This is a genomic window from Pengzhenrongella sicca (assembly GCF_017569225.1).
GTDB lineage: Bacteria > Actinomycetota > Actinomycetes > Actinomycetales > Cellulomonadaceae > Pengzhenrongella > Pengzhenrongella sicca.
Genome location: NZ_CP071868.1, coordinates 2,835,061 through 2,854,550, shown reverse-complemented (window position 1 = coordinate 2,854,550; position 19,490 = coordinate 2,835,061). Strand labels below are relative to the sequence as shown.

Below are 19,490 nucleotides of genomic sequence, written 5' to 3'. Positions count from 1 at the left end.
GTGTGGGCAATCCGTCCCCCGAACGGGCGGCGGACCAGCAGATCGGCCACACCCGAGCGCCTGACAGCAGAACGCCCACTCTCGTGCGCCGTGGCTAAGCTGGTCCGACGACCGCGACCGAGCGGCCGGGCAGCACCGCGTCGCCGCCGTCGAGCACGACGGGCACCCACGCGGCGAGCACCTGCGCGTCGCCCGTGAGCGCGAGGGGGACCCGGCGCTCGTCGGCGGCCAGGTTCACGACGACGCGCGTCGCGCCGCGCTCGACCACCAGCCAGGAGGCGTCCTGCGCCCGGTCCCAGTCGCCCAGCTCGTCCCAGCGGACGGTCGTGGCGTCCCGGTCGCCGCTGCCGAGGTCGGCGCTCGTGCGGCGCAGCGCGATGAGCTCGCGGTACCACGCGAGCAGGCGCGCGTGCTCCGGCCGGGACGGCTCGTCCCAGTCGAGCCGGCTCGCCGAGACGGTCTCCGGGTCCTGCGGGTCCGGCACCGTGAGCTCGCCGTCCACGGCCTGGTCCGGGTAGAGCTCGGCCCACCCGTGCGTCGCGAACTCCGCGCGCCGCCCGGTGCGGACGGCCTCGGCCAGGTCGGGGTCGGCGAAGTCGGTGAAGTACAGCCAGGGCGTGCGGGCGCCCCACTCCTCGCCCATGAAGAGCATCGGGGTGTACGGCGAGGTCAGCACCAGTGCGGCGGTGATCGCCAGCGCCCCGGGGTCGAGCCGCGCCGACGGCCGATCGCCGAGCGCGCGGTTGCCGACCTGGTCATGGTCGGACCCGAACACGACGAACCGGTGCCCGTCGGTGCCCGCGGGCACCCGCGCGCCCCAGGGCTGGCCGCGAAAGCTGGACCAGCCGCCGTCGGGCACGAACACGCGCGTCAGCGCGGCCGCGAGCACGGCCGGCGGCCCGAAGTCGGAGTAGTAGCCCTGCCGCTCGCCCGTGACGAGCGCGTGGATCGCGTGGTGCGCGTCGTCGGCCCACTGCGCCGTCATCCCGACGCCACCCTCGGCCGCCGGGGCGATCGTGCGCGGGTCGTTCTGGTCCGACTCCGCGATGAGCGACAGCGGCCGCCCGACCTCGGCGGCCAGCGCCGCGACCTCGTCCGCGAGCTGCGTGAGCACGTGTCGCGGGGAGTCGTCGACGAGCGCGTGCACGGCGTCGAGCCGCAGCGCGTCGACGTGGAAGTCGGCGAGCCAGCGCAGCGCGTTGTCGCAGATCCACCGGCGTACCTCGGCGCTGCCCGCGCCGTCCAGGTTCACCGCGCGGCCCCACGGCGTGTGGTGGGTGTCGGTGAAGTACGGGCCGAACTCTTCGAGGTAGTTCCCGGTCGGGCCGAGGTGGTTGTACACGACGTCGAGGCACACCGCGAGGCCGCGGGAGTGCGCGGCGTCGACGAAGCGGGCGAGCGCGGCAGGCCCGCCGTAGGGGGCGTGCACCGCGTACAGGCAGACCCCGTCGTAGCCCCAGCCGCGGGTGCCCTCGAACGCGGCGAGGGGCATGAGCTCGACCATCTCGACGCCGAGGTCGGTGAGGTGGTCGAGGCGCTCGATGGCGGCGTCGAGCGTGCCGGCGGCGGTGAACGTCCCGACGTGGAGCTCGTAGACCACCGCGTCGCGCACGTCGCGGCCCGCCCACGCCGCGTCGGTCCAGGCGAACAGGCCGGGGTCGACGGCGCGGCTCGGGCCGTGCACGCCGGCCGGCTGCCAGGGGGAGCGCGGGTCGGGGCGCGCCGGCCCGCCGTCGACGGCGAACGCGTAGTCCGCGCCGTCCGCGACGGGCTCCGCGGCGGTCGGCAGGCGCCACCAGCCCGCGCCGTCGGGCTCGAGCGGCACGGCGGTGCCGGGGCCGGTCAGCAGCAGGTCGACCGACCCTGCCGCGGGCGCCCAGACGCTCGGGCTGGTGGGAACCGACACGTCAGACCCCCGTCCGCACGAGCAGCGCGACGGGCAGCTTCTCGAGCAGCGGCCCGATGGGCTGCACCCCGCCGACCACGACGCGGTCGGAGAGCACGTCCAGCCAGTCGCCCTCGGGCAGGGCGATGGTGTGCCCGGACCAGCCGCGCAGCTTGTCGAGCCCGATCGCGAGCCGCGTCGCGACCGTGACGACCTGCGGGGCGCCGTCGACGGTGCGCGCGAAGGCCAGGGCGTGCCCGGTCGAGGTCGGCAGCGGGGAGTAGCCCGCCCCGAGCCCGACGAAGGCCTCGGGCAGGTCCCGGCGCAGGCGCAGCGCGCGGGAGGTGATGAGCAGCTTCTCGTCCGCGAGGTCGCGGGGCGCGGCGCCGTCGTCGAGGCGGGCCAGGCGCGCAGCCAGGTCCTCGTGGTCGACCGGGCGCCGGTTGTCGGGGTCCACGAGCGTCAGGGCAGGCACCTCGGAGCCCTGGTAGACGTCGGCGACGCCCGGCAGGGTGAGCTGCACGAGCTTGGTCCCCAGGGTTGCCGCCTGCACCCCGGCGCGCGTGCGGGTGACCCAGTCGGCGAAGAGCGCGACGACGTTCGGGTCCGCCAGGGCGCGCGTCGCGAGCCCCGTGAGCGCGGTCTCGTACGCCTCGTCCGGCGCCGTCCACCGGGTCGAGGTCTTGGCCTCGCGGGTGGCCTTGATCAGGTATTCGGTCAGGCGCTCGGGCTCGATCGGGCCGTCCTCGGACCAGGTGCCCGCGAGGGTCTGCCAGAGCAGGTTCTCGGTGCGCCCGTCGAGCAGCGCCGTCCGGTAGGCGGCCGTCGCGGCGCGCAGCGCGTCGATCAGCGTCGCCCACTCGAGCGAGAGCTCGGTGAGCACGCCGAGCCGGGCCCGGGTGTCCTCGCCGCGCTTGGTGTCGTGCGTCGAGAGCGTGGTCATCTGCACGGGCGTCTGGCGCTGCGCCTGGGCGGCCCAGGCGTGCAGCTCCTCGGGCCGGAACGAGAACCGGCCGGGCTCGCCGCCGACCTCGCACAGGCCGACCTCGTGCGTCCAGCGGTAGAACGCCGTGTCCTCGACGCCCTTGGCCATGACCGCGCCGCAGGTCTGCTGGAAGCGGACGATCAGCTCGTCGCGGCGCGCGCCACGGGTGCGGCCGGCGCTGCCGGCCTCGCGGCCGAGCAGCAGGTCGACGACGACGTCGATCGTGGCGGACCGTTCCGCACCGAGCCGGCCGCGGGCGATCTGCGCGGCGGCGAGCAGCGCCTCCGCGCTGACCGGGTGCACGGGCTGGCCGGGCACGACGTAGGCGCGGTACCGGTCGAACGCGACGAGCAGCTCCACGAGGCAGTCCTGGAGCGCGCGCCACGTGTGGTCGCGCAGGCGCAGGTCCTCGCGGCAGATGCTGGCCGCGAGCTCGGTGAGGCGGTGCACCTCGGCGTACAGGGCGCCGTCGACGATCTCCCGCTTCGCGCTGATGACGATCGTGGGCAGGTCCGCCGGGGTGTCGCCCGTGAGGCGGTGCATGACGGCGCCGAGCGTCGTCGCGCCGCCCGGGTCGACGAACGTCGACTGCAGGCGCCACAGGCCCTCGTAGCCCGTCGTGCCCACCGTGACCCAGTCGCCGGGAAGCTCCTCGTCGCCCGCGAGGATCTTCTCGACCGCGACCCACGCGCCGCCGGTCGCCTCGGACAGCCGCGCGAGATAGCCGGCGGGGTCGGCGAGGCCGTCGGGGTGGTCGATGCGCAGGCCGTCGAACGTGCCGTTCGCGAGCAGCTCGAGCACCAGGGCGTGGGTCGCGTCGAAGACGTCGGGGTCCTCGACGCGGATCGCCGCGAGCGTGCCGACGTCGAAGAAGCGCCGGTAGTTGAGCTCCTCGTCGGCGACCCGCCAAAAGGCAAGCCGGTAGTGCTGGCGGTCGACGAGCTCGCCGAGCGGCAGCGCGGCGGTCTCCGCCCGGACGGGGAACATGTGCTCGTGGTAACGCAGCACGTCGACCTCGCCCTCGTCCTCGAACCCGGGGATGACGGCGCGGTCGAGGACAAGCTCGCCCGCGGCGAGCACCGCCCCGATCCGGTCGCCCAGCACGGGCATGAGCAGCGCGCCCTCGCCGGCCGACCAGTCGACGTCGAACCAGGCCGCGTACTCGGACTCGGCCCCGTGCGCGAGCACGGACCACAGCGCCCGGTTGTGCCACACGGGCGTCGGGACGGCCATGTGGTTGGGCACGATGTCGAGGATCATGCCCAGGCCGCGCGCGTGCGCCGCCGTGGCGAGCCGGTCGAGCGCGGCCCGGCCGCCGAGCGTCGGGGCGATCTCGGTGTGGTCGACGACGTCGTACCCGTGGGTCGAGCCCGGCGCGGCCCGCAGGATCGGGGACAGGTACAGGTGCGTGACCCCGAGGTCCGCGAGGTACGGCACCCGCGCGGCGGCGTCGTCCAGCGTCAGGTCCTCGCCGAGCTGAAGCCGGTAGGTAGAGACCGGGACGGCGTGGCCCGGCGCGGGGCGACGCCGGTCGGATGCGACCGCCGCCGCCTCGTGCGTGTCGCTCACGCGGGGTCCGCCGCCGTGGTCGGAGCCGTGGCCGAGGCCGTGCGGCTGCGCTTCTTGCGGGTCGAGACCTTGACCGTGCTGATCAGGTCCACCTCGTCGGCCTTGTGGACCTCCACCGCGGCGGCGGCGATCGCCGTCGCGCCGGCGGGCCGGGTGAGCACCACGGTGCTGCGCGCCGTCACCACGACGGTCGCGGCGGCCGAGATCGGGGCGTCGCCCGTCACGTTGTGGTCGGTGTCGAGCACGCTGGTCCACTCCACCCCGAAGGTGCCCGGCGGGATCGTGAACGTGATGTCCTGCTCGCTCGCGTTGAACATCACGAGGAAGCTGTCGTCGACGATCGGCTCGCCGCGCGGGTCGGGCTCGCCGATGGCTTCGCCATTGAGGAAGACCATGACCGACTTCGCGTGGTACTCCTGCCAGGACTCCTTCTTCATCACGTTGCCCGACGGGTTGAACCACATGATGTCCCCGAGCGTGGCGGCGTCGTCGTCGGTGTCGCCCGCGAAGAACCTGCGCCGGCGCAGCACCGGGTGCTCGCGGCGCAGGTGGATGAGCGTGCGGGTGAACTCGAGCAGCGCCTGGCGCGGTTCGTCGAGGCTCCAGTCGATCCAGGCGAGCTCGTTGTCCTGCGCGTAGACGTTGTTGTTGCCCAGCTGCGTGCGGCCCAGCTCGTCGCCGTGCGCGAGCATCGGCACCCCCTGCGACAGCAGCAGCGTGGTGAGGAAGTTGCGCTGCTGGCCGGCCCGCAGCGCGAGGACCGCCGGGTCGTCCGTCGGACCCTCGGCGCCCGAGTTCCAGGACCGGTTGTGGTTCTCGCCGTCGTTGCCGCCCTCGCCGTTGGCGTCGTTGTGCTTCTCGTTGTAGGAGACGAGGTCCGCGAGCGTGAAGCCGTCGTGCGCGGTGATGAAGTTGACCGACGCGATCGGCTTGCGTCCGGTGTGCTCGTACAGGTCGGACGAGCCGGTGATGCGGCTCGCGAACTCGGCGAGCGTCGACGGCTCGCCGCGCCAGAAGTCGCGCACCGTGTCGCGGTAGTCGCCGTTCCACTCGCTCCACAGGGGCGGGAAGCCGCCGACCTGGTAGCCGCCGTCGCCCAGGTCCCACGGCTCGGCGATGAGCTTTACCTGGCTGATGATCGGGTCCTGCTGGACCATGTCGAAGAACGCCGAGAGCCGGTCGACCTCGTGGAACTGGCGCGCGAGCGTGGATGCCAGGTCGAACCGGAACCCGTCCACGTGCATCTCGGTGACCCAGTAGCGCAGCGAGTCCATGATCAGCTGGAGCACGTGCGGGTGCCGCATGAGCAGCGAGTTCCCGGTGCCGGTGGTGTCGAAGTAGTGCGCCTTGTCGGCGTCCACGAGCCGGTAGTACGCGGCGTTGTCGATGCCGCGGAACGAGAGCGTCGGGCCCATGTGGTTGCCCTCGGCCGTGTGGTTGTACACGACGTCGAGGATGACCTCGATGTCGGCCGCGTGCAGCGCCTTGACCATCGACTTGAACTCCTGCACCTGCTGGCCCGGGTGCTCGTAGGCCGAGTAGGCGTTGTGCGGGGCGAAGAACCCGATCGTGTTGTAGCCCCAGTAGTTCGACAGGCCCTTCTCGACGAGGTTCGGGTCGTTCACGAACTGGTGCACGGGCATGAGCTCGACGGCCGTGACGCCGAGCGCCGTGAGGTGGTCGATGATCGCGGGGTGCGCCATGCCCGCGAACGTGCCGCGGATGGTGGCGGGCACGTCCGGGTGCTGCTGGCTCAGGCCCTTGACGTGTGCCTCGTAGATGATGCTCTCGTGGTACTCGTGCGCCGGCGGTCGGTCGTGCCCCCAGTCGAAGTACGGGTTGATGACCACGGACTTCATCGTGTGCGCGGCGGAGTCCTCGTCGTTGCGCTTGTCCGGGTCGTCGAAGTCGTAGGAGAACAGCGACTGGTCGCCGTCGATCATCCCGTCGATGGCCTTGGCGTACGGGTCGAGCAGCAGCTTGTTCGGGTTGCAGCGGTTGCCGTTCGCCGGGTCGAAGGGCCCGTGCACGCGGTAGCCGTAGCGCTGCCCCGGCGGGAGTCCGGGCAGGTAGCAGTGCCAGACGAAGCCGTCGACCTCGCGCAGCTCGATGCGCGTCTCGGTGCCGTCCTCGTCGATCAGGCAGAGCTCGACCCGGTCCGCCGCTTCCGAGAAGAGGGCGAAGTTGGTGCCCGCCCCGTCGTAGGTCGCACCGAGGGGATTGGGGTGTCCTGGCCAGATCTGCATAGGTACAGGGTGCCAGGCGGTCGGGCATCGCGCGTCCGGCGCCCACGCTGCGTGACGCACGCCACGCGGGTCACGTGCGCCGTAGCGCCGCGAGCTAGCATGTCCCGGCGACGGCCGACGACGTGCGGCGGCCGCGTCAGGCGAGGAGGTCGGGCCGTGGTGGTGCAGCAGCGGAACACGCGCCAGCGTGCCGCGATCATCGAGCTTCTCGACGACGTCGAGGAGTTCCGCAGCGCCCAGCAGCTGCACGAGCTGCTCGCGGCGAAGGGCTCCACGGTCGGTCTCGCGACGGTCTATCGCGCGATGCAGTCGCTCACCGAGAGCGGCGACGTCGACGTCCTCCGCTCGGGCGACGGCGAGTCGCTGTACCGCCGGTGCGACAAGCGGGCGCACCACCATCACCTCGTCTGCCGCTCGTGCGGGACGGCGGTCGAGATCGACGGCCCGAGCGTCGAGGCGTGGGCGACCAAGGTCGGCGCGGCGCACGGTTTTACCGCGATCGAGCACACCATGGAGCTGTTCGGCACCTGCGCCACCTGCCGCGCGGCTGGCCTGTAGCCCGACTGACCCGGCCCGGTCGGTCGGGGCGGGTCACCCCGGCGCGAGTGTGGGCGTTCGGCTCCCCGCGGTGCGAGTGTGAGCAATCGGTCCCCTGCAGGCCTCGTGACCAGCAGATCTTCCACACTCGCGGGCCGGAGAGCAGATCGCCCACACTCGGCGCGCCCGCTCGCAGCGATCGGCTCGTCTCGCAGCGATCAGCTCGTTGCGCGCGTCCCGAGGGTCGTCGCCAGGTCGGCCGGGGACGTCGTGGGGAGGTCGCAGACGAAGCCGCGGCATACGTAGGCGGTCGGCAGGCCGCCGAGCAGGGGCCGGTCGCGCAGCAGCGGCACCGCGCTCGCGGGGTCGCCGGTCCGATTCGGGTCGCCGACGGCGAGCACCGCGCCCGGCGCCGTCGCGCGCAGGGCGGCCTCGACCAGGGCCCGTGTCCGCGCGTCGCTTGCGGGCCCGAGCACGGCGATCTCGCGCGGCCCGTCGGCGACGGCCTCCGCCACCGCGAGGGCCCAGCCCGCCGCGCGCGGGTACCGGGTACCGATCGCGAGCAGGTCGCTCAGGATGCGCTCGGCGGCCGCCCGGTGCCGGGTCGACCCGGTCAGTGCGGCGTACGTCAGGAGCGCGCCGGCGGCCGCGGCCGCGCCGGACGGCGTCGGTCCGTCGGCCGGGTCCTGCGGGCGCCGGATCCGGGCCAGGACGGGGTCGGTCTCGTCGTCCGCCGTGTCGTAGACCGCGCCGGTGCCCGGCTCGCCGGCGAAGTGGGTGAGCACCGTCTCGAGCAGCGCGCCCGCCTGGGTGAACCAGCGGTGGTCGGCCGTGACGGCGGCGAGCGCGAGCAGCCCCTCCGCCAGGTCCGCGTAGTCCTCGAGCGTGCCGGGGCTCGCCCCCGCGACGCCGGCGCGCGACGTGCGCCGCAGCCGCGCCCCGGCGCCGTCGGCCCGCACGTGCAGCCGCTGGGTGAGCTCGGCCGCGGCGACCGCGGCGTCGACCCAGTCCGGCCGGCCCAGCAGCGCGCCGGCCTCGGCGAGCGCCGCGATCGCGAGCCCGTTCCAGGCCGCGACGACCTTGTCGTCGCGGGCCGGGCGCGTGCGCGCGGCCCGCGCGGCCTCGAGTCGGGCGCGGACGGACTCGTGCCGGCCGGCGTCCGCGGGGTCGGGGTCGGCGCGCAGCTGGAGCACCGAGGAGCCCCGCTCGAAGGTGCCCGCCGCGGTGACGGACCAGACCTGCGCGGCCCACGCGCCGTCGTCGGCCCCCAGGACCTCCGCGAGCTCGGCCGGGGTCCAGACGTAGAAGGTCCCCTCGTGGCTGTCGCTGTCGGCGTCGAGCGACGACGCGAGGCCGCCCTCGGGGGTGCGCAGCTCGCGCAGCAGCCACTGCACGGTTCCGGTCACGACCCGCTCGGCCAGCGGCGAGCCCGTGGCCCGCCACCAGTGCGCGTAGACGCGCAGCAGCAGGGCGTTGTCGTAGAGCATCTTCTCGAAGTGCGGCACGACCCAGCCCGCGTCGACGCTGTACCGCGCGAAGCCGCCGCCGAGCTGGTCGTACAGACCGCCGCGGGCCATCGCCTCGAGGGTGCGCTCGGCGAGGGCGAGCGCGGCCGGGTCCCCGGTGCGCGCGTGCCGGCGCAGGAGCCACTCGAGCGCCATCGACGGCGGGAACTTCGGCGCCGGGCCGAAGCCGGCGTTCGCGGGGTCGAACTGCCCGGCCAGGACGCCGAACGCGCCCGCCAGCAGATCGTCCAGCTCCGCCGGGGCCGGGAACTCGTCGGGGCCGGCCGGCACCGGCCTGTCCGCCAGTGCCCGGCGCAGCCGCCCCGCGTCCTGCTCGAGGGCGCCGCGCTGGTCGCGCCAGGCCGCCGTGATGGCCGCGAGCAGCTGCCCGAACGAGGGCTGGCCGCCGACCGGGCGCGGAGGGAAGTAGGTGCCGCAGTAGAACGGCTCGCCGGCGGGGGTCGCGAACACCGTCATGGGCCAGCCGCCCGAGCCGGTCATCTCCTGGGTCGCGGCCAGGTACACGGCGTCGACGTCGGGGCGCTCCTCGCGGTCGACCTTGACGCACACGAACTGCGCGTTCATCGCCGACGCCGTCGCCTCGTCCTCGAAGGACTCGTGCGCCATGACGTGGCACCAGTGGCAGGCGGCGTAGCCGACGCTGATGAGCAGCGGGACGTCGCGGCGCCGCGCCTCGGCGAACGCCGCGGGCCCCCACTCGCGCCAGTCGACGGGGTTGTGCGCGTGCTGGAGCAGGTACGGGCTCGTGGACGCGGCCAGCCGGTTCGCCATGGCCACCCCTCGTTCCGTCGGGTTCTGGACAGGTCGTGCCGTTCTGCAGCGGGTCAAGGTTGGCAGAACCGCCAGCGGTGTGCAGCCCGAGCGGGGCTCAGGGCCTAGACCATCGCGGGGGTCTCGGCCGGACAGGCGATCCACTGGGCGCGGGACAGGATGGCGAGGGTCAGCAGGCCGAGCGGGATGTTCGTCGAGACGGACACTGCGAGCCAGATCGAATCGGTCAGCATCGCGTACGTCGTCCAGATCAGGCCGCTCGCGATGAGCAAGACCTGCCCGACCCGCGAGATCCCGGCCAGCTCACCGGGGCTGTGGCGGAACTTCCAGACTGTGGCGGTCTGCGGCCACCACAGCACGAGTGAAACCAACGATGCGACGAAACCGACGACCTGCGTGCTCACGACGTGCTTCTCCAACTGCTCGGATCGAGACAGGGACGCTGAGGCGCTCCCGCTGTGTACATCGGCACCCGGCGCCGCGACATGAGGCCCACGGTGACCGCGTTAGGGTTCCCGGCATGCTGAGCGTGCGCGGGGTCGAGGGATGGGCCGTTCCCCACGCCGCGACGGCGGTGATCGGTGCGGCGGGGGACCGCCTCGGCGCGCACGGCGACCTCGATCGGCCGTATCCGCTCGCGTCGGTGACCAAGCTGCTCACCGCCTACGCGACGCTCGTCGCGGTCGAGGAGGGTGTTCTCGCGCTCGACGACGCCGCAGGACCCCCGGGGTCGACCGTGCGGCACCTGCTCGCGCACGCGTCGGGTCTCGACTTCGCCGCGCGGACCGTGCGGGCGGCGCCGGGGGCGCGGCGGATCTACTCCAACGCCGGCTTCGAGGTGCTCGGCGAGACGGTCGCGGCCCGGTCCGGGATCCCGTTCCCGGAGTACGTGCGCGAGGGCGTGCTCGCGCCGCTCGGGATGACCGCGACCGCCGTCGACGGCTCGCCGGCGGCGGGCGCGACCTCGACGGTCGCCGACCTGGCGAAGTTCGCCGGGGAGCTGCAGCGGCCGGTGCTGCTCGACCCGAGCACGCTCGCGAGCGCGACGAGCGTCGCGTTCGCCGGCCTGGACGGCGTGCTGCCCGGGTTCGGGCGGCAGAGCCCGAACGACTGGGGGCTCGGCCTCGAGCTCCGCGCCGACAAACGGCCGCACTGGACGGGCGCGACGTCGTCGGCCCGAACGTTCGGGCACTTCGGCCAGTCCGGGACGTTCCTGTGGGTCGACCCCGACGCCGGCGTCGCGTGCGTCGTGCTCACCGACCGCGACTTCGGTTCCTGGGCCGCCCGCGCCTGGCCCGAGTACACAGACGCCGTCCTGGCCGAGGTCCGGGGCTAGCTTTCGCGGCGTGGGTCACGTCGCGAAAGCTAGCCGCACCGGCTCGAGTGTGGGCCTTCGGCTCTGTGCGGCGCGCGGGTGGGCAAACGGTCCCCTCATGAGGGCGTTGACCAGCAGATCGCCCACACCGGCCGGCCGCAGAGCAGATCGCCCACACTCGCCGGTCAGCGCGGCTCCCGCCAGCGGACAGTCAGTCGAGCCGGGGCAGCAGCTCCAGCGGGATGAGGAAGGCGAGGCTCGACGCGACGAGCCCGCCGACGAACAGCAGGGCCGAGTCGGAGTCGAACGAGACCGCCATGAGATAGAAGCCGCCGACGAACAGCGCAAGGCAGATGACGAATATCACGACGCCGAGCGCGCCCGCCGGAGCGCTGTACTCGGGGGTCAGCTCGCGGGCGGGGTACTGCTCGTCCGGGTAGGTCATCGGGCCGCTCCTGGGTGCCGGCCGGGCGCGAGGGTGCGCGTCGGCGTGGCCCCAGCGTAGGGACAGCCGGCTACAGGGGCGACAGGTCGAGCGTGTGGCGGGCCGCCACCACGATCTCGACGGCGGCGTCGGCGCCGAGCAGCTCCCGCGCGCCCGGCGGGACCGGCACGAGCACGCGCCAGCGGCCCGGCTGGTCGTCCTGGTCGTGCAGCGGTTCGGTGCCCACCGGGTCCCAGTCGCGGATGGCGCCGGGGATCGTCGAGTTCCAGGTCGCCCAGGTGGCGAACCGCCCGTCGGCGTCGGCGCCGATGTCGACGACGAGCGTGTCCAGCCAGTCGGCGGTCTGCTCGAGGTGATCGAGGAACGACAGCAGGCCGCCGCGCTCGCGCAGCGAGATGAGCTTCAGTCGCAGCACGTGCCGCATCGTGGACGTGGGGCGGGTCGCGGACGCGGACAGGAACGTCGTGACCAGCGGCACGGGCGTGTCCGTCGCGTCCTGTGCGCCGCGGCGTTCGATCTGGATCGGGCACAGGTGGGCCGCGCTCTGCTCGTGCAGCACCACCGGCAGCCCGCGGATCGACAGGGCGGTCTCGAGCTGCCACGCCGTGTCGTCCGAGTCGTTGCCCGGCAGGCGGAGGTTCACGAGGTTCGCGGTGATCGCCAGGTCGCCAAACAGGAAGCGGCGCAGGTTCTGGTAGCCCTCCTCCGAGTTCACGATGCCGTACCGGCCGCTGTGGCTGCGGTGCACGAGCGAGCGCGGCGCGCCCTCGAGGTAGGCGTTCTCGACCCGAACGAGGCCGTCGCTGCGCGTGCCGACGGCCTGCGTCGACAGCCCCAGGGCCGTGGTGTAGTCCTGCGCGTTCGTGCCGACGAGGCAGAAGAACCGGTCCAGCGGGAAGCCGCCCGCGGGCAGCTGGGTCCCGACGAAGTCCTTGCGCGGCGGGGCGCCTTCGACCCGCGTCGGGGTGAGGTACTCGTGCATGCGGTCGGGCCCAAAGATGTCGGCCCCGAAGATGCCGGTGAGGTCCCGGATGCGTTCGAGCAGGCCGAAGCCGACGAACTCGATGCCGCCGTGCGGGGAGGCGTAGGTGAACACGCGGTCGACCAGCGCGGTGCCCGCGTCGAGCCGTCCCCCGAGCTCCGGATCGTCCGGGAGCACGCGCTGCAGCAGGGACCGGACGATGAGCCCGCCCATCGAGTGGGCGACCAGGAACACACGCGGCGCGCCCGTCTTGGCCCGCACGAGCTGGACCAGGTCGAGCAGGCTCGTCGCGGCCCTCTCGATGGAGAAGGTGCCCGGGTCCTTCGTCAGGATCGACGCGAACTCGTCGTAGAACCGGTGCACCCACAGCGTCGCGGCGGGCACCGTACCCGTCTCCTGCGCGCGCAGGTAGGCGGCCTGGTCGCCGTGCACCAGGAGCTCGTAGCCCTCGTCGATCATCAGGCGCAGCAGCGGGCTCTCGAACTGGTGGAAGGCGGGCCGGTTGGCGCCGTCCACGCGGACCTGGACCGAACCCTCGTTGAACCCGTAGAACGGGTCATCCACGGCGGAGTTGATGCCCCCCGCGTTGCCGGCGAAGCCGCGCACGTAGATGACCGGAAGCCGGCCGTTGCCCTCGTAGCTCATGGCTGGCTCCTGACGCCCGACGCTGGGTGATCACGGAAGGTGCGCCGCGGCCGCGGCCAGATACGCAGTCGTCGAGCCTTCCGGGCCGGGTGGGGCATACCGTGCCCGCGGTAGGTCGCCACCGCGTGTGGACGATGACTTTCACCCAGGCGCGGGAGAGAGTAGGGGCATGTCCACCTCGATCTTCGCTCGTCCCGGCGCTGGCGCCGACGACGACGTCACTGTCCTGTCCGAGCGCGCCTCCATCCGGCAGGCCGGCCTCGCGGACATCCCCGCGATCGCCCGGATCACCCAGGAGGGTCCGGCGCCCCAGGACATCGAGCCCGAGATGCTCGCGCGCGCCACCCGCCTAGTGCTGACCCACCTCGCGTTCGAGCACGGCTCGCTGTGGGTGCAGAACGGGCCTGACGGCACCATCGCCCGCGCCGTCGCCGCGGTGCCGGCCCACAAGCTGACGCGCGAGCAGCCGGCGCACCGGCACGGGGTGCCCCAGCTCTCGCTGCTCGGCGCCCCCGGGGCGGTGCCGGAGCGGGACGCGCTCGCGGGCCCGCCGGCCGGGCCGGCCGCCGCGATGGTGGGCGACCTGCTCGGCGAGCTGCGCGCCGTCGCCCCGGGATGGGCACTGGCCGAGATATCCAAGGCCGCCCTGAACGAGGAAGGCGACCCGGCTCTGCTGTCCGCCGCGCTGCGCTGGGCGCGCGCGCACGCCGCCGAGGCCCCCGGTCCGATCGTCGTGCTCGCCGACACCGTGCCCGAACGCGCCGCGGCGCAGTGGCTGGGCTTCGTGGAGCGCCGGGCCTGGGCCGCGGACTCCACCTGGTGGCTGGGCATCGACCCCGAATCGACGCAGCTGGTCGTGGCGTAGGCCCGGGCGCCCGGTGCTGGGCAGACCGAACGTGGCCGACGCCGTCGACCCGTGGGCCACCGCGCCCGGGCCACCCCGCGGCGTCCGTCTCGCGGGGCGCATCGTGCTGGGCCTCCTGGTGCCGACGCTCGTGCTCGCCCGCCCGCTCGCGGGCGACGCGACGGGCCCCGGGGTCGCGACCATCGCAATCTCCGTCGTGGTCGGGATCGCCCTGTCCCTGGGCTACCGGTGGCCGGAGGCGGCGCTTGCGGTGTCGCTTGCGGGGTTCGTCGTGGCGCAGGCGCTCGAACCGGTGAACGCGGTGCTGGCCGTCGCGTGCGAGCTCGCGCTCTTCAACCTCGCGCTGCGCCGCCCGCGCCGGATCTGCGTGCCCGCCGGGGTGATCACGGCCCTCGTGCTGCTCATCGTCGTCTGGGCGGACACGACGGGGCCGATCACGGAACCGCGCACCGTGATCGTCGCGGTGTGGACCGCGCTCGCGCTCGCCTTCGGGGACGGCGTGCGCATGCAGCGCGCGTACGTCAACGCGCTCGGCGAGCGGGCCCGCCGGGCCGAGGAGAGCGGCGAGCAGGAGGCCCGGGCCCGCGTCGCGGAGGAGCGCGTGCGTATCGCGCGCGAGCTGCACGACGTCGTCGCGCACCACATCGCGGTCATCAACGTGCACGCGGGTCTCGCGCGACGCGCGCAGGGACGGGACGCCGTCGTTGTCGACACGTCGCTCGGGCACGTCCAGGACGCGGCCCGCACGGTGCTCGACGAGCTCGGGACGGTGCTTCGGGTCCTGCGCTCCGACGACGTCGCTGGCCCCGGCACCGACCCGCTGCCCGGGCTCGCGCAGCTCGACGACCTCATCGCGACGTTCGGCGCCGCCGGGCTCGTCGTCGGCGTCTCCGCGACCGGGCGCCCGCGCGAGATGGACCGTGCGTGCGACCTGGCGGTCTACCGGATCATCCAGGAGTCCCTGACGAACGCCTCGAAGCACGGAGCCGGCGGCCACGCCGACCTCAGCCTCACCTACGGCGCCGACGCCGTCACGATCGCGGTGATCAACCTCGCGCGGGCGGAGCCGGCCGGTTCGGCCGGGTCGGCGAGCCCGCCCGGAGGCCCCGCCCGCCGGGTGGGCCAGGGCCTGGTCGGCATGCGGGAGCGGGTCGCGGGCGCCGGGGGCTCGCTCACGGCGCGCCTGGACCCCGGCGGCGCGTTCCGGCTCGTCGCCGTCGTGCCGTACCGGCCCCGCGGTGCCGACGAGGCCGGCCGATGATCCGGGTCCTGATCGCCGACGATCAGCCGCTGATCCGCGCCGGCCTGCGGGGGATCCTCGACCTCGAGGACGACCTGAGCGTCGTCGGCGAGGCCGTCTCGGGTCGGGACGCGGTGCGGCTCGCGCGTGCGCACACCCCTGACGTGGTGCTCATGGACATCCGGATGCCGGACCTCGACGGGATCGAGGCGACCGCGGAGATCTGCCGGGACCCGCTGCTCAGCGGCGTGCACGTGCTCGTGCTGACCACGTTCGAGACCGACGAGCACGTCGTGGCGGCGCTGCGCGCGGGCGCCAGCGGCTTCCTGGGCAAGGGCGCCGAGCCTGAGGCGATCATCGACGCCGTGCACGTGGTCGCCCGCGGGGACGCGCTGCTGTCGCCGCTCGCGACCCGCACGCTGATCGAGCGGTTCCTCGGCGAGCGAGTCGCCGTGCCGACGGACGCGACCGCAGGCCCCGCCGAGCTCGGCTCGCCCGGCGCCCTTGGTGCCGGAGTCGAGGGTCTGACCGAGCGCGAGCGCGAGGTGCTCATGCTGGTCGGCGAGGGGCTGTCGAACGACGAGATCGCCGTCGGGCTCTTCATCTCGCCGCACACCGTCAAGACCCACGTCAACCGCGCGATGATGAAGCTGGACGCGCACGACCGCGCACAGCTCGTGGTGATCGCGTACGAGAGCGGGCTGCTGCCCCGGCGGTAGCCGACGGGCGCGGTACCGCCGCGGCGGTAGGCGCGGCGACGCCGAAGACACCGCAGCGGGGGGACGCCGTCGCTCGCCGCCCCGGGCAGGGTTGATCCCATGAGCAGATCACCCCGAGCCAGCGGAGGATGTCGATGATCGTCGTCGAGCACGTCACGAAGACCTACGGCACGAAAACCGCCGTGAACGACCTGAGCTTCACCGTGAACCCGGGGGTCGTCACCGGCTTCCTCGGGCCGAACGGCGCCGGCAAGTCGACCACCATGCGGATGATCGTCGGGCTCGACCGCCCGACCCTCGGGTCGGTGCAGGTCAACGGGAAGCCGTACGCCGACCACGTCGCGCCGCTGCACGAGGTCGGCGCGCTCCTCGAGGCGCGGGCGATCCACCCGGGGCGCTCGGCGTACAACCACCTGCTCGCCCTCGCGACTACGACGGGCATCCCGCGCCGGCGCGTGAGCGAGGTGCTCGATCTCGTCGGGCTCTCGACCGTGGGACGCAAGCGCGCGGGGGCGTTCTCGCTCGGCATGGGTCAGCGGCTCGGGATCGCCGCGGCGCTGCTGGGCGACCCCGAGGTCGTCATCCTCGACGAACCCGTGAACGGGCTCGACCCCGAGGGCATCGTGTGGATCCGCAACCTGCTCACGTCGCTCGCGGACGAGGGCCGGACGGTGTTCATCTCCTCGCACCTGATCTCCGAGATCGCGCTCGTGGCCGAGCACCTCGTCGTGGTCGGCCGCGGGCAACTCATCGCGGACACGTCGGTCGCCGAGATGCGGCGCGTCGCGTCGGGCGTCGTCGTGCAGGTGCGCAGCCCGCGGGCCGGCGACCTCGCCCGACTCCTGCTCGACGACGGCGTGACCGTCGAGACCGGCGCGGAGCCCGGCGACCTGCGGGTCACGGGCCTCGCCGCCGCCGAGATCGGGGACCGGGCGCTCGCGGCCGGCCTGCCGGTGCACGCGCTCATCCCCACCGAGGTCTCCCTCGAGGAGGCCTTCATGAAGCTCACCCACGACAGCGTCGAGTACGGGCAGACCGACGCGACCCGCCACCTGGAAGAGGTGTCCCGATGACCACGACCGTTTCCACCGAGACCACGCCAACGACCGTCGCGTCGCCGCCCGTCACCGGTCTCCGCTCCCGCGCGGACGTCGCCCGGCTCAAGGTGACCGGGTGGCGCGTCGCGCGCTCGGAGTGGTCGAAGTTCGCGAGCTTGAAGTCGTCCTGGATCACGATCCTGGCCGCCGTCGTGGTCATCGTCGGCTTCGCGGTGCTCGCGACGGCCGTCACCTCGGGTGACGTCGCCGGCCCTCCCGGCGGCGGCGGTGGTGGCGGACAGATGGCCAGCGACCCGACGAGCCTGAGCCTCGCGGGCGCGAGTCTCGCGCAGATCATCCTCGGCATCCTCGGTATCCTGGTGATCTCGGGGGAGTACTCGAGCGGGATGATCCGGGCTACGCTCGCGGCCGTCCCGCGCCGCCTGCCGGTGCTCTGGGGCAAGGCCGCGGTCATCGGCCTGGTGAGCCTCGTCGTGTCGGTGCCCTCGGTGCTCATCGCGTTCTTCCTCGGGCAGGCCATCCTCGGCGACGGCGCGAACGTCTCGTTCTCCGACGACGGCGTCGCGCAGGCCGTGCTCGGCACGGGCGCCTACCTCGCCGCCGTGGCGCTGCTCGGGGTGGCGCTCGGGGCGCTGCTGCGCAACGCGGCCGGCGCGATCGGTGCGCTGTTCGTGCTGCTCCTGCTCGCGCCGAGCCTGCTTGGCCTCGTCCTTCCGTCCAGCTGGGAGGACTCGATCCTGCCGTACCTGCCCTCGAACGCGGGGGCGGCGTTCACGTCGGTCGTGCCGACCGACGGGCTGCTCTCGACGGGCGGCGGGGCGGCCGTGCTCGTCGCGTGGATCGTCGTCCTGCTCGGAGCCGCCGCCGTGCTGATCAAGCGCCGCGACGCGTAGTACCCGCGCCGACCCGGCGACGCGTAGCCGCGCGCCGAAACCGCAGCGCCGGCCCGACCCGCTCAGCAGCGGGTCGGGCCGGCGTCGCGCTGAAACGGTGTCGCGCTGGAACGACGTAGCGCTGGAGCGCGGTTCAGAAGGGTGGGTCGTCGGGCTGGGGCGTGTGGAGCCAGGGCCGGTCGGGTGGCGGGGGTTCGGGGTTGACGTCGACGGAGGGCCGCTTGTAGCGGTGCTTGGTCGGTGAGGTCCACCAGGTGTCGCCGGTGGAGGTGTCGAGGTCGGGGTGCCAGCCGCCGTAGGTCTTGGCCCGATGATGATGACGACACAACGAGTGCAGGTTCTCCGGACAGGTTTGCCCGCCGAGGTCGGGGTGGTCGTGGTCGTAGGGGTCGCGGTGGTCCAGGTCGCATCGCCACGCGGGCATCCGGCACCCCACGAACGTGCAGGTCTTGTCCCGCGCCAGGATTGTGCCGGTCAGGTCGGCGCCGGGGCGGTACCCGCGCGGCCCGATCCCGGTCACGCACCCGGTGGCGGGGTCGGTGAAGATCCGCCGCCACGTCGCGTCCGCCGCGATCGCCCGCACCAGATCCGCCGGGATCGGCCCGTACCCGGCCAGCTCCCCGGGCACCTCATCCAACCCCAGCAACGTGGTCGCGGCGGCGGTCACCTGCAGGTGCGGTCGACGCCCGTGCTCGGTCTTCAAGACCCCGCCGGCCTTCGGAGTCCCGCCGGCCTGACCCGCTGTCCCGGGACCCGGTCCCGCTGTGCCGGGTAGTGCGGTGGTGGGGGCGATGCCGTTGTCGAGGATGTCGGTGCAGAGGTCGGTCAGGGCGTCCGCGCGCCGCGCCGCCACACCGCGCGGGTCGGCGGGGTCGGCGGAGGCGGCGATGGCGTCGATCGCGGTGTAGATCGTCATCGCGTCCTTGGCGGGTAGGTACGCGGTCAACCACGCCATCACCCCCGGCGCCGGGCTGACCCGCACATTCCTGTCGGCGGCGTCGCGGGCGCGCCGCTGGGCGACGGCGGCCGGGTTCACGGTGAGCTCGACCTTGCGCAGGCGCGCCTTCAACGCCGGCACCGTCAACCCCGGCGCGACCGGCAGCACCGCGTCCAGGACCGCGGCGGCCGCGTCGTCGTCGAGGTGCCCGACGCCGTCGACCAGGGCGGTGGCCTTGCGGTGATCAATCACCCCAGATGCGAGCGCCTCATTCACCGCGGGCCACGCCGCCAGCGACGTCCCGAGGCTGACCTTTGCCTCCGCCACCGACCGGGTCATCACCAGCACCGACGCGACCTCATCACCCACGAACTCACCCAACCGCTGCGCGTCGCGGCGGCGGGCGAGCTCGGCGATCATCTCGCCCTGCCGCGCCGCAGCCAGCGAGGTGACGCGCTCCCAGGCGGCGATCGCCTCGATCAACACCGCATCATGCACATCCCCCGGGCAAAGACCCTCAAGCAGCTCGACCAGCGGCGAGCCCGGCGCCTGGTCCATCAACGCGGCGGACAACGCGACCTGATCGATCGGCCCCGCAATGCACGACCCCGCCGCCGCGGCCTGCGCCAACGCCGCCCCCGCCTCCGCAAACACCCGCCCAAGCAACACCCCGAACGCCACATCCACCGACATTGGCAGCCCGCCAGCACCCGAGGCGGTGACGCCCGCCGATGTGACGCCCGTCGACGGCGTGCCCACGCCCGCCGGGCCGCCCCCCGCCAGGGCCCCCGTCACCTCGTCATCGCTCGGTTCGAACATGTGTACAGACTAGGACGGACCACCCACACGCACCCCACCCCGCCCCGGAGCCG

Annotated in this window: 15 protein-coding genes; 7 read left to right on the top strand and 8 right to left on the bottom strand. The window is 73.6% G+C overall.

The window, feature by feature from the left end; all coding sequences use genetic code 11:
- Nucleotides 1-94: 94 nt before the first annotated feature.
- The 3 genes from treZ to glgX are packed head-to-tail and all read right to left on the bottom strand — an operon-like array spanning nucleotide 95 to nucleotide 6,685.
- A complete protein-coding gene (gene treZ, locus J4E96_RS13105) occupies nucleotides 95-1,906 on the bottom strand; it encodes a malto-oligosyltrehalose trehalohydrolase (protein WP_227422543.1) in 1,812 nt (603 codons plus the stop codon).
- Between the two features lies 1 nt (nucleotide 1,907).
- Nucleotides 1,908-4,439: a malto-oligosyltrehalose synthase gene (treY, locus tag J4E96_RS13100; protein ID WP_227422542.1), complete on the bottom strand. Its 2,532-nt coding sequence runs from the start codon at nucleotides 4,437-4,439 to the stop codon at nucleotides 1,908-1,910.
- Nucleotides 4,436-6,685, bottom strand: coding sequence for a glycogen debranching protein GlgX (glgX, locus tag J4E96_RS13095; RefSeq protein WP_227422541.1), 2,250 nt, complete (start codon nucleotides 6,683-6,685; stop codon nucleotides 4,436-4,438). The genes treY and glgX overlap by 4 nt, the downstream gene beginning before the upstream one ends.
- A gap of 159 nt (nucleotides 6,686-6,844) precedes the next feature.
- Here glgX and J4E96_RS13090 point away from each other — a divergent pair, with 159 nt between their 5' ends.
- Nucleotides 6,845-7,243: a Fur family transcriptional regulator gene (locus tag J4E96_RS13090; protein ID WP_227425755.1), complete on the top strand. Its 399-nt coding sequence runs from the start codon at nucleotides 6,845-6,847 to the stop codon at nucleotides 7,241-7,243.
- A gap of 197 nt (nucleotides 7,244-7,440) precedes the next feature.
- Here J4E96_RS13090 and J4E96_RS13085 read toward each other — a convergent pair whose 3' ends face one another.
- Entirely contained in the window at nucleotides 7,441-9,519 is a 2,079-nt protein-coding gene (locus tag J4E96_RS13085; protein ID WP_227422540.1) for a thioredoxin domain-containing protein, read from the bottom strand.
- A gap of 104 nt (nucleotides 9,520-9,623) precedes the next feature.
- Nucleotides 9,624-9,923 (bottom strand): hypothetical protein, encoded by a 300-nt coding sequence (locus J4E96_RS13080; RefSeq protein ID WP_227422539.1) that lies wholly within the window; start codon nucleotides 9,921-9,923, stop codon nucleotides 9,624-9,626.
- Nucleotides 9,924-10,039: 116 nt separating this feature from the next.
- Between J4E96_RS13080 and J4E96_RS13075 the strand changes: the two genes are divergently transcribed.
- Nucleotides 10,040-10,855: a serine hydrolase domain-containing protein gene (locus J4E96_RS13075; RefSeq protein ID WP_227422538.1), complete on the top strand. Its 816-nt coding sequence runs from the start codon at nucleotides 10,040-10,042 to the stop codon at nucleotides 10,853-10,855.
- Nucleotides 10,856-11,045: 190 nt separating this feature from the next.
- Here the strand turns inward: J4E96_RS13075 and J4E96_RS13070 are convergent, their stop codons facing one another.
- A complete protein-coding gene (locus J4E96_RS13070) occupies nucleotides 11,046-11,279 on the bottom strand; it encodes a hypothetical protein (protein WP_227422537.1) in 234 nt (77 codons plus the stop codon).
- A 70-nt stretch (nucleotides 11,280-11,349) separates the two neighbouring features.
- A complete protein-coding gene (locus J4E96_RS13065) occupies nucleotides 11,350-12,906 on the bottom strand; it encodes an esterase/lipase family protein (RefSeq protein WP_227422536.1) in 1,557 nt (518 codons plus the stop codon).
- A gap of 169 nt (nucleotides 12,907-13,075) precedes the next feature.
- Between J4E96_RS13065 and J4E96_RS13060 the strand changes: the two genes are divergently transcribed.
- The 5 genes from J4E96_RS13060 (at nucleotide 13,076) to J4E96_RS13040 (ending at nucleotide 17,681) form a co-directional block, all read left to right on the top strand.
- Complete coding sequence (locus J4E96_RS13060; RefSeq protein WP_227422535.1) at nucleotides 13,076-13,771, top strand: hypothetical protein; 696 nt, start codon at nucleotides 13,076-13,078, stop codon at nucleotides 13,769-13,771.
- A gap of 13 nt (nucleotides 13,772-13,784) precedes the next feature.
- Complete coding sequence (locus J4E96_RS13055; protein ID WP_227422534.1) at nucleotides 13,785-15,032, top strand: sensor histidine kinase; 1,248 nt, start codon at nucleotides 13,785-13,787, stop codon at nucleotides 15,030-15,032.
- Entirely contained in the window at nucleotides 15,029-15,730 is a 702-nt protein-coding gene (locus J4E96_RS13050) for a response regulator transcription factor (protein ID WP_227422533.1), read from the top strand. Before J4E96_RS13055 ends, J4E96_RS13050 begins: the two co-directional genes overlap by 4 nt.
- Before the next feature lie 134 nt (nucleotides 15,731-15,864).
- A complete protein-coding gene (locus J4E96_RS13045) occupies nucleotides 15,865-16,803 on the top strand; it encodes an ABC transporter ATP-binding protein (protein ID WP_227422532.1) in 939 nt (312 codons plus the stop codon).
- Nucleotides 16,800-17,681, top strand: a complete 882-nt coding sequence (locus J4E96_RS13040) for an ABC transporter permease subunit (RefSeq protein ID WP_227422531.1) — start codon at nucleotides 16,800-16,802, stop codon at nucleotides 17,679-17,681. The genes J4E96_RS13045 and J4E96_RS13040 overlap by 4 nt, the downstream gene beginning before the upstream one ends.
- A 133-nt stretch (nucleotides 17,682-17,814) precedes the next feature.
- Here J4E96_RS13040 and J4E96_RS13035 read toward each other — a convergent pair whose 3' ends face one another.
- Complete coding sequence (locus J4E96_RS13035) at nucleotides 17,815-19,437, bottom strand: HNH endonuclease signature motif containing protein (RefSeq protein WP_227422530.1); 1,623 nt, start codon at nucleotides 19,435-19,437, stop codon at nucleotides 17,815-17,817.
- Nucleotides 19,438-19,490 lie beyond the last annotated feature (53 nt).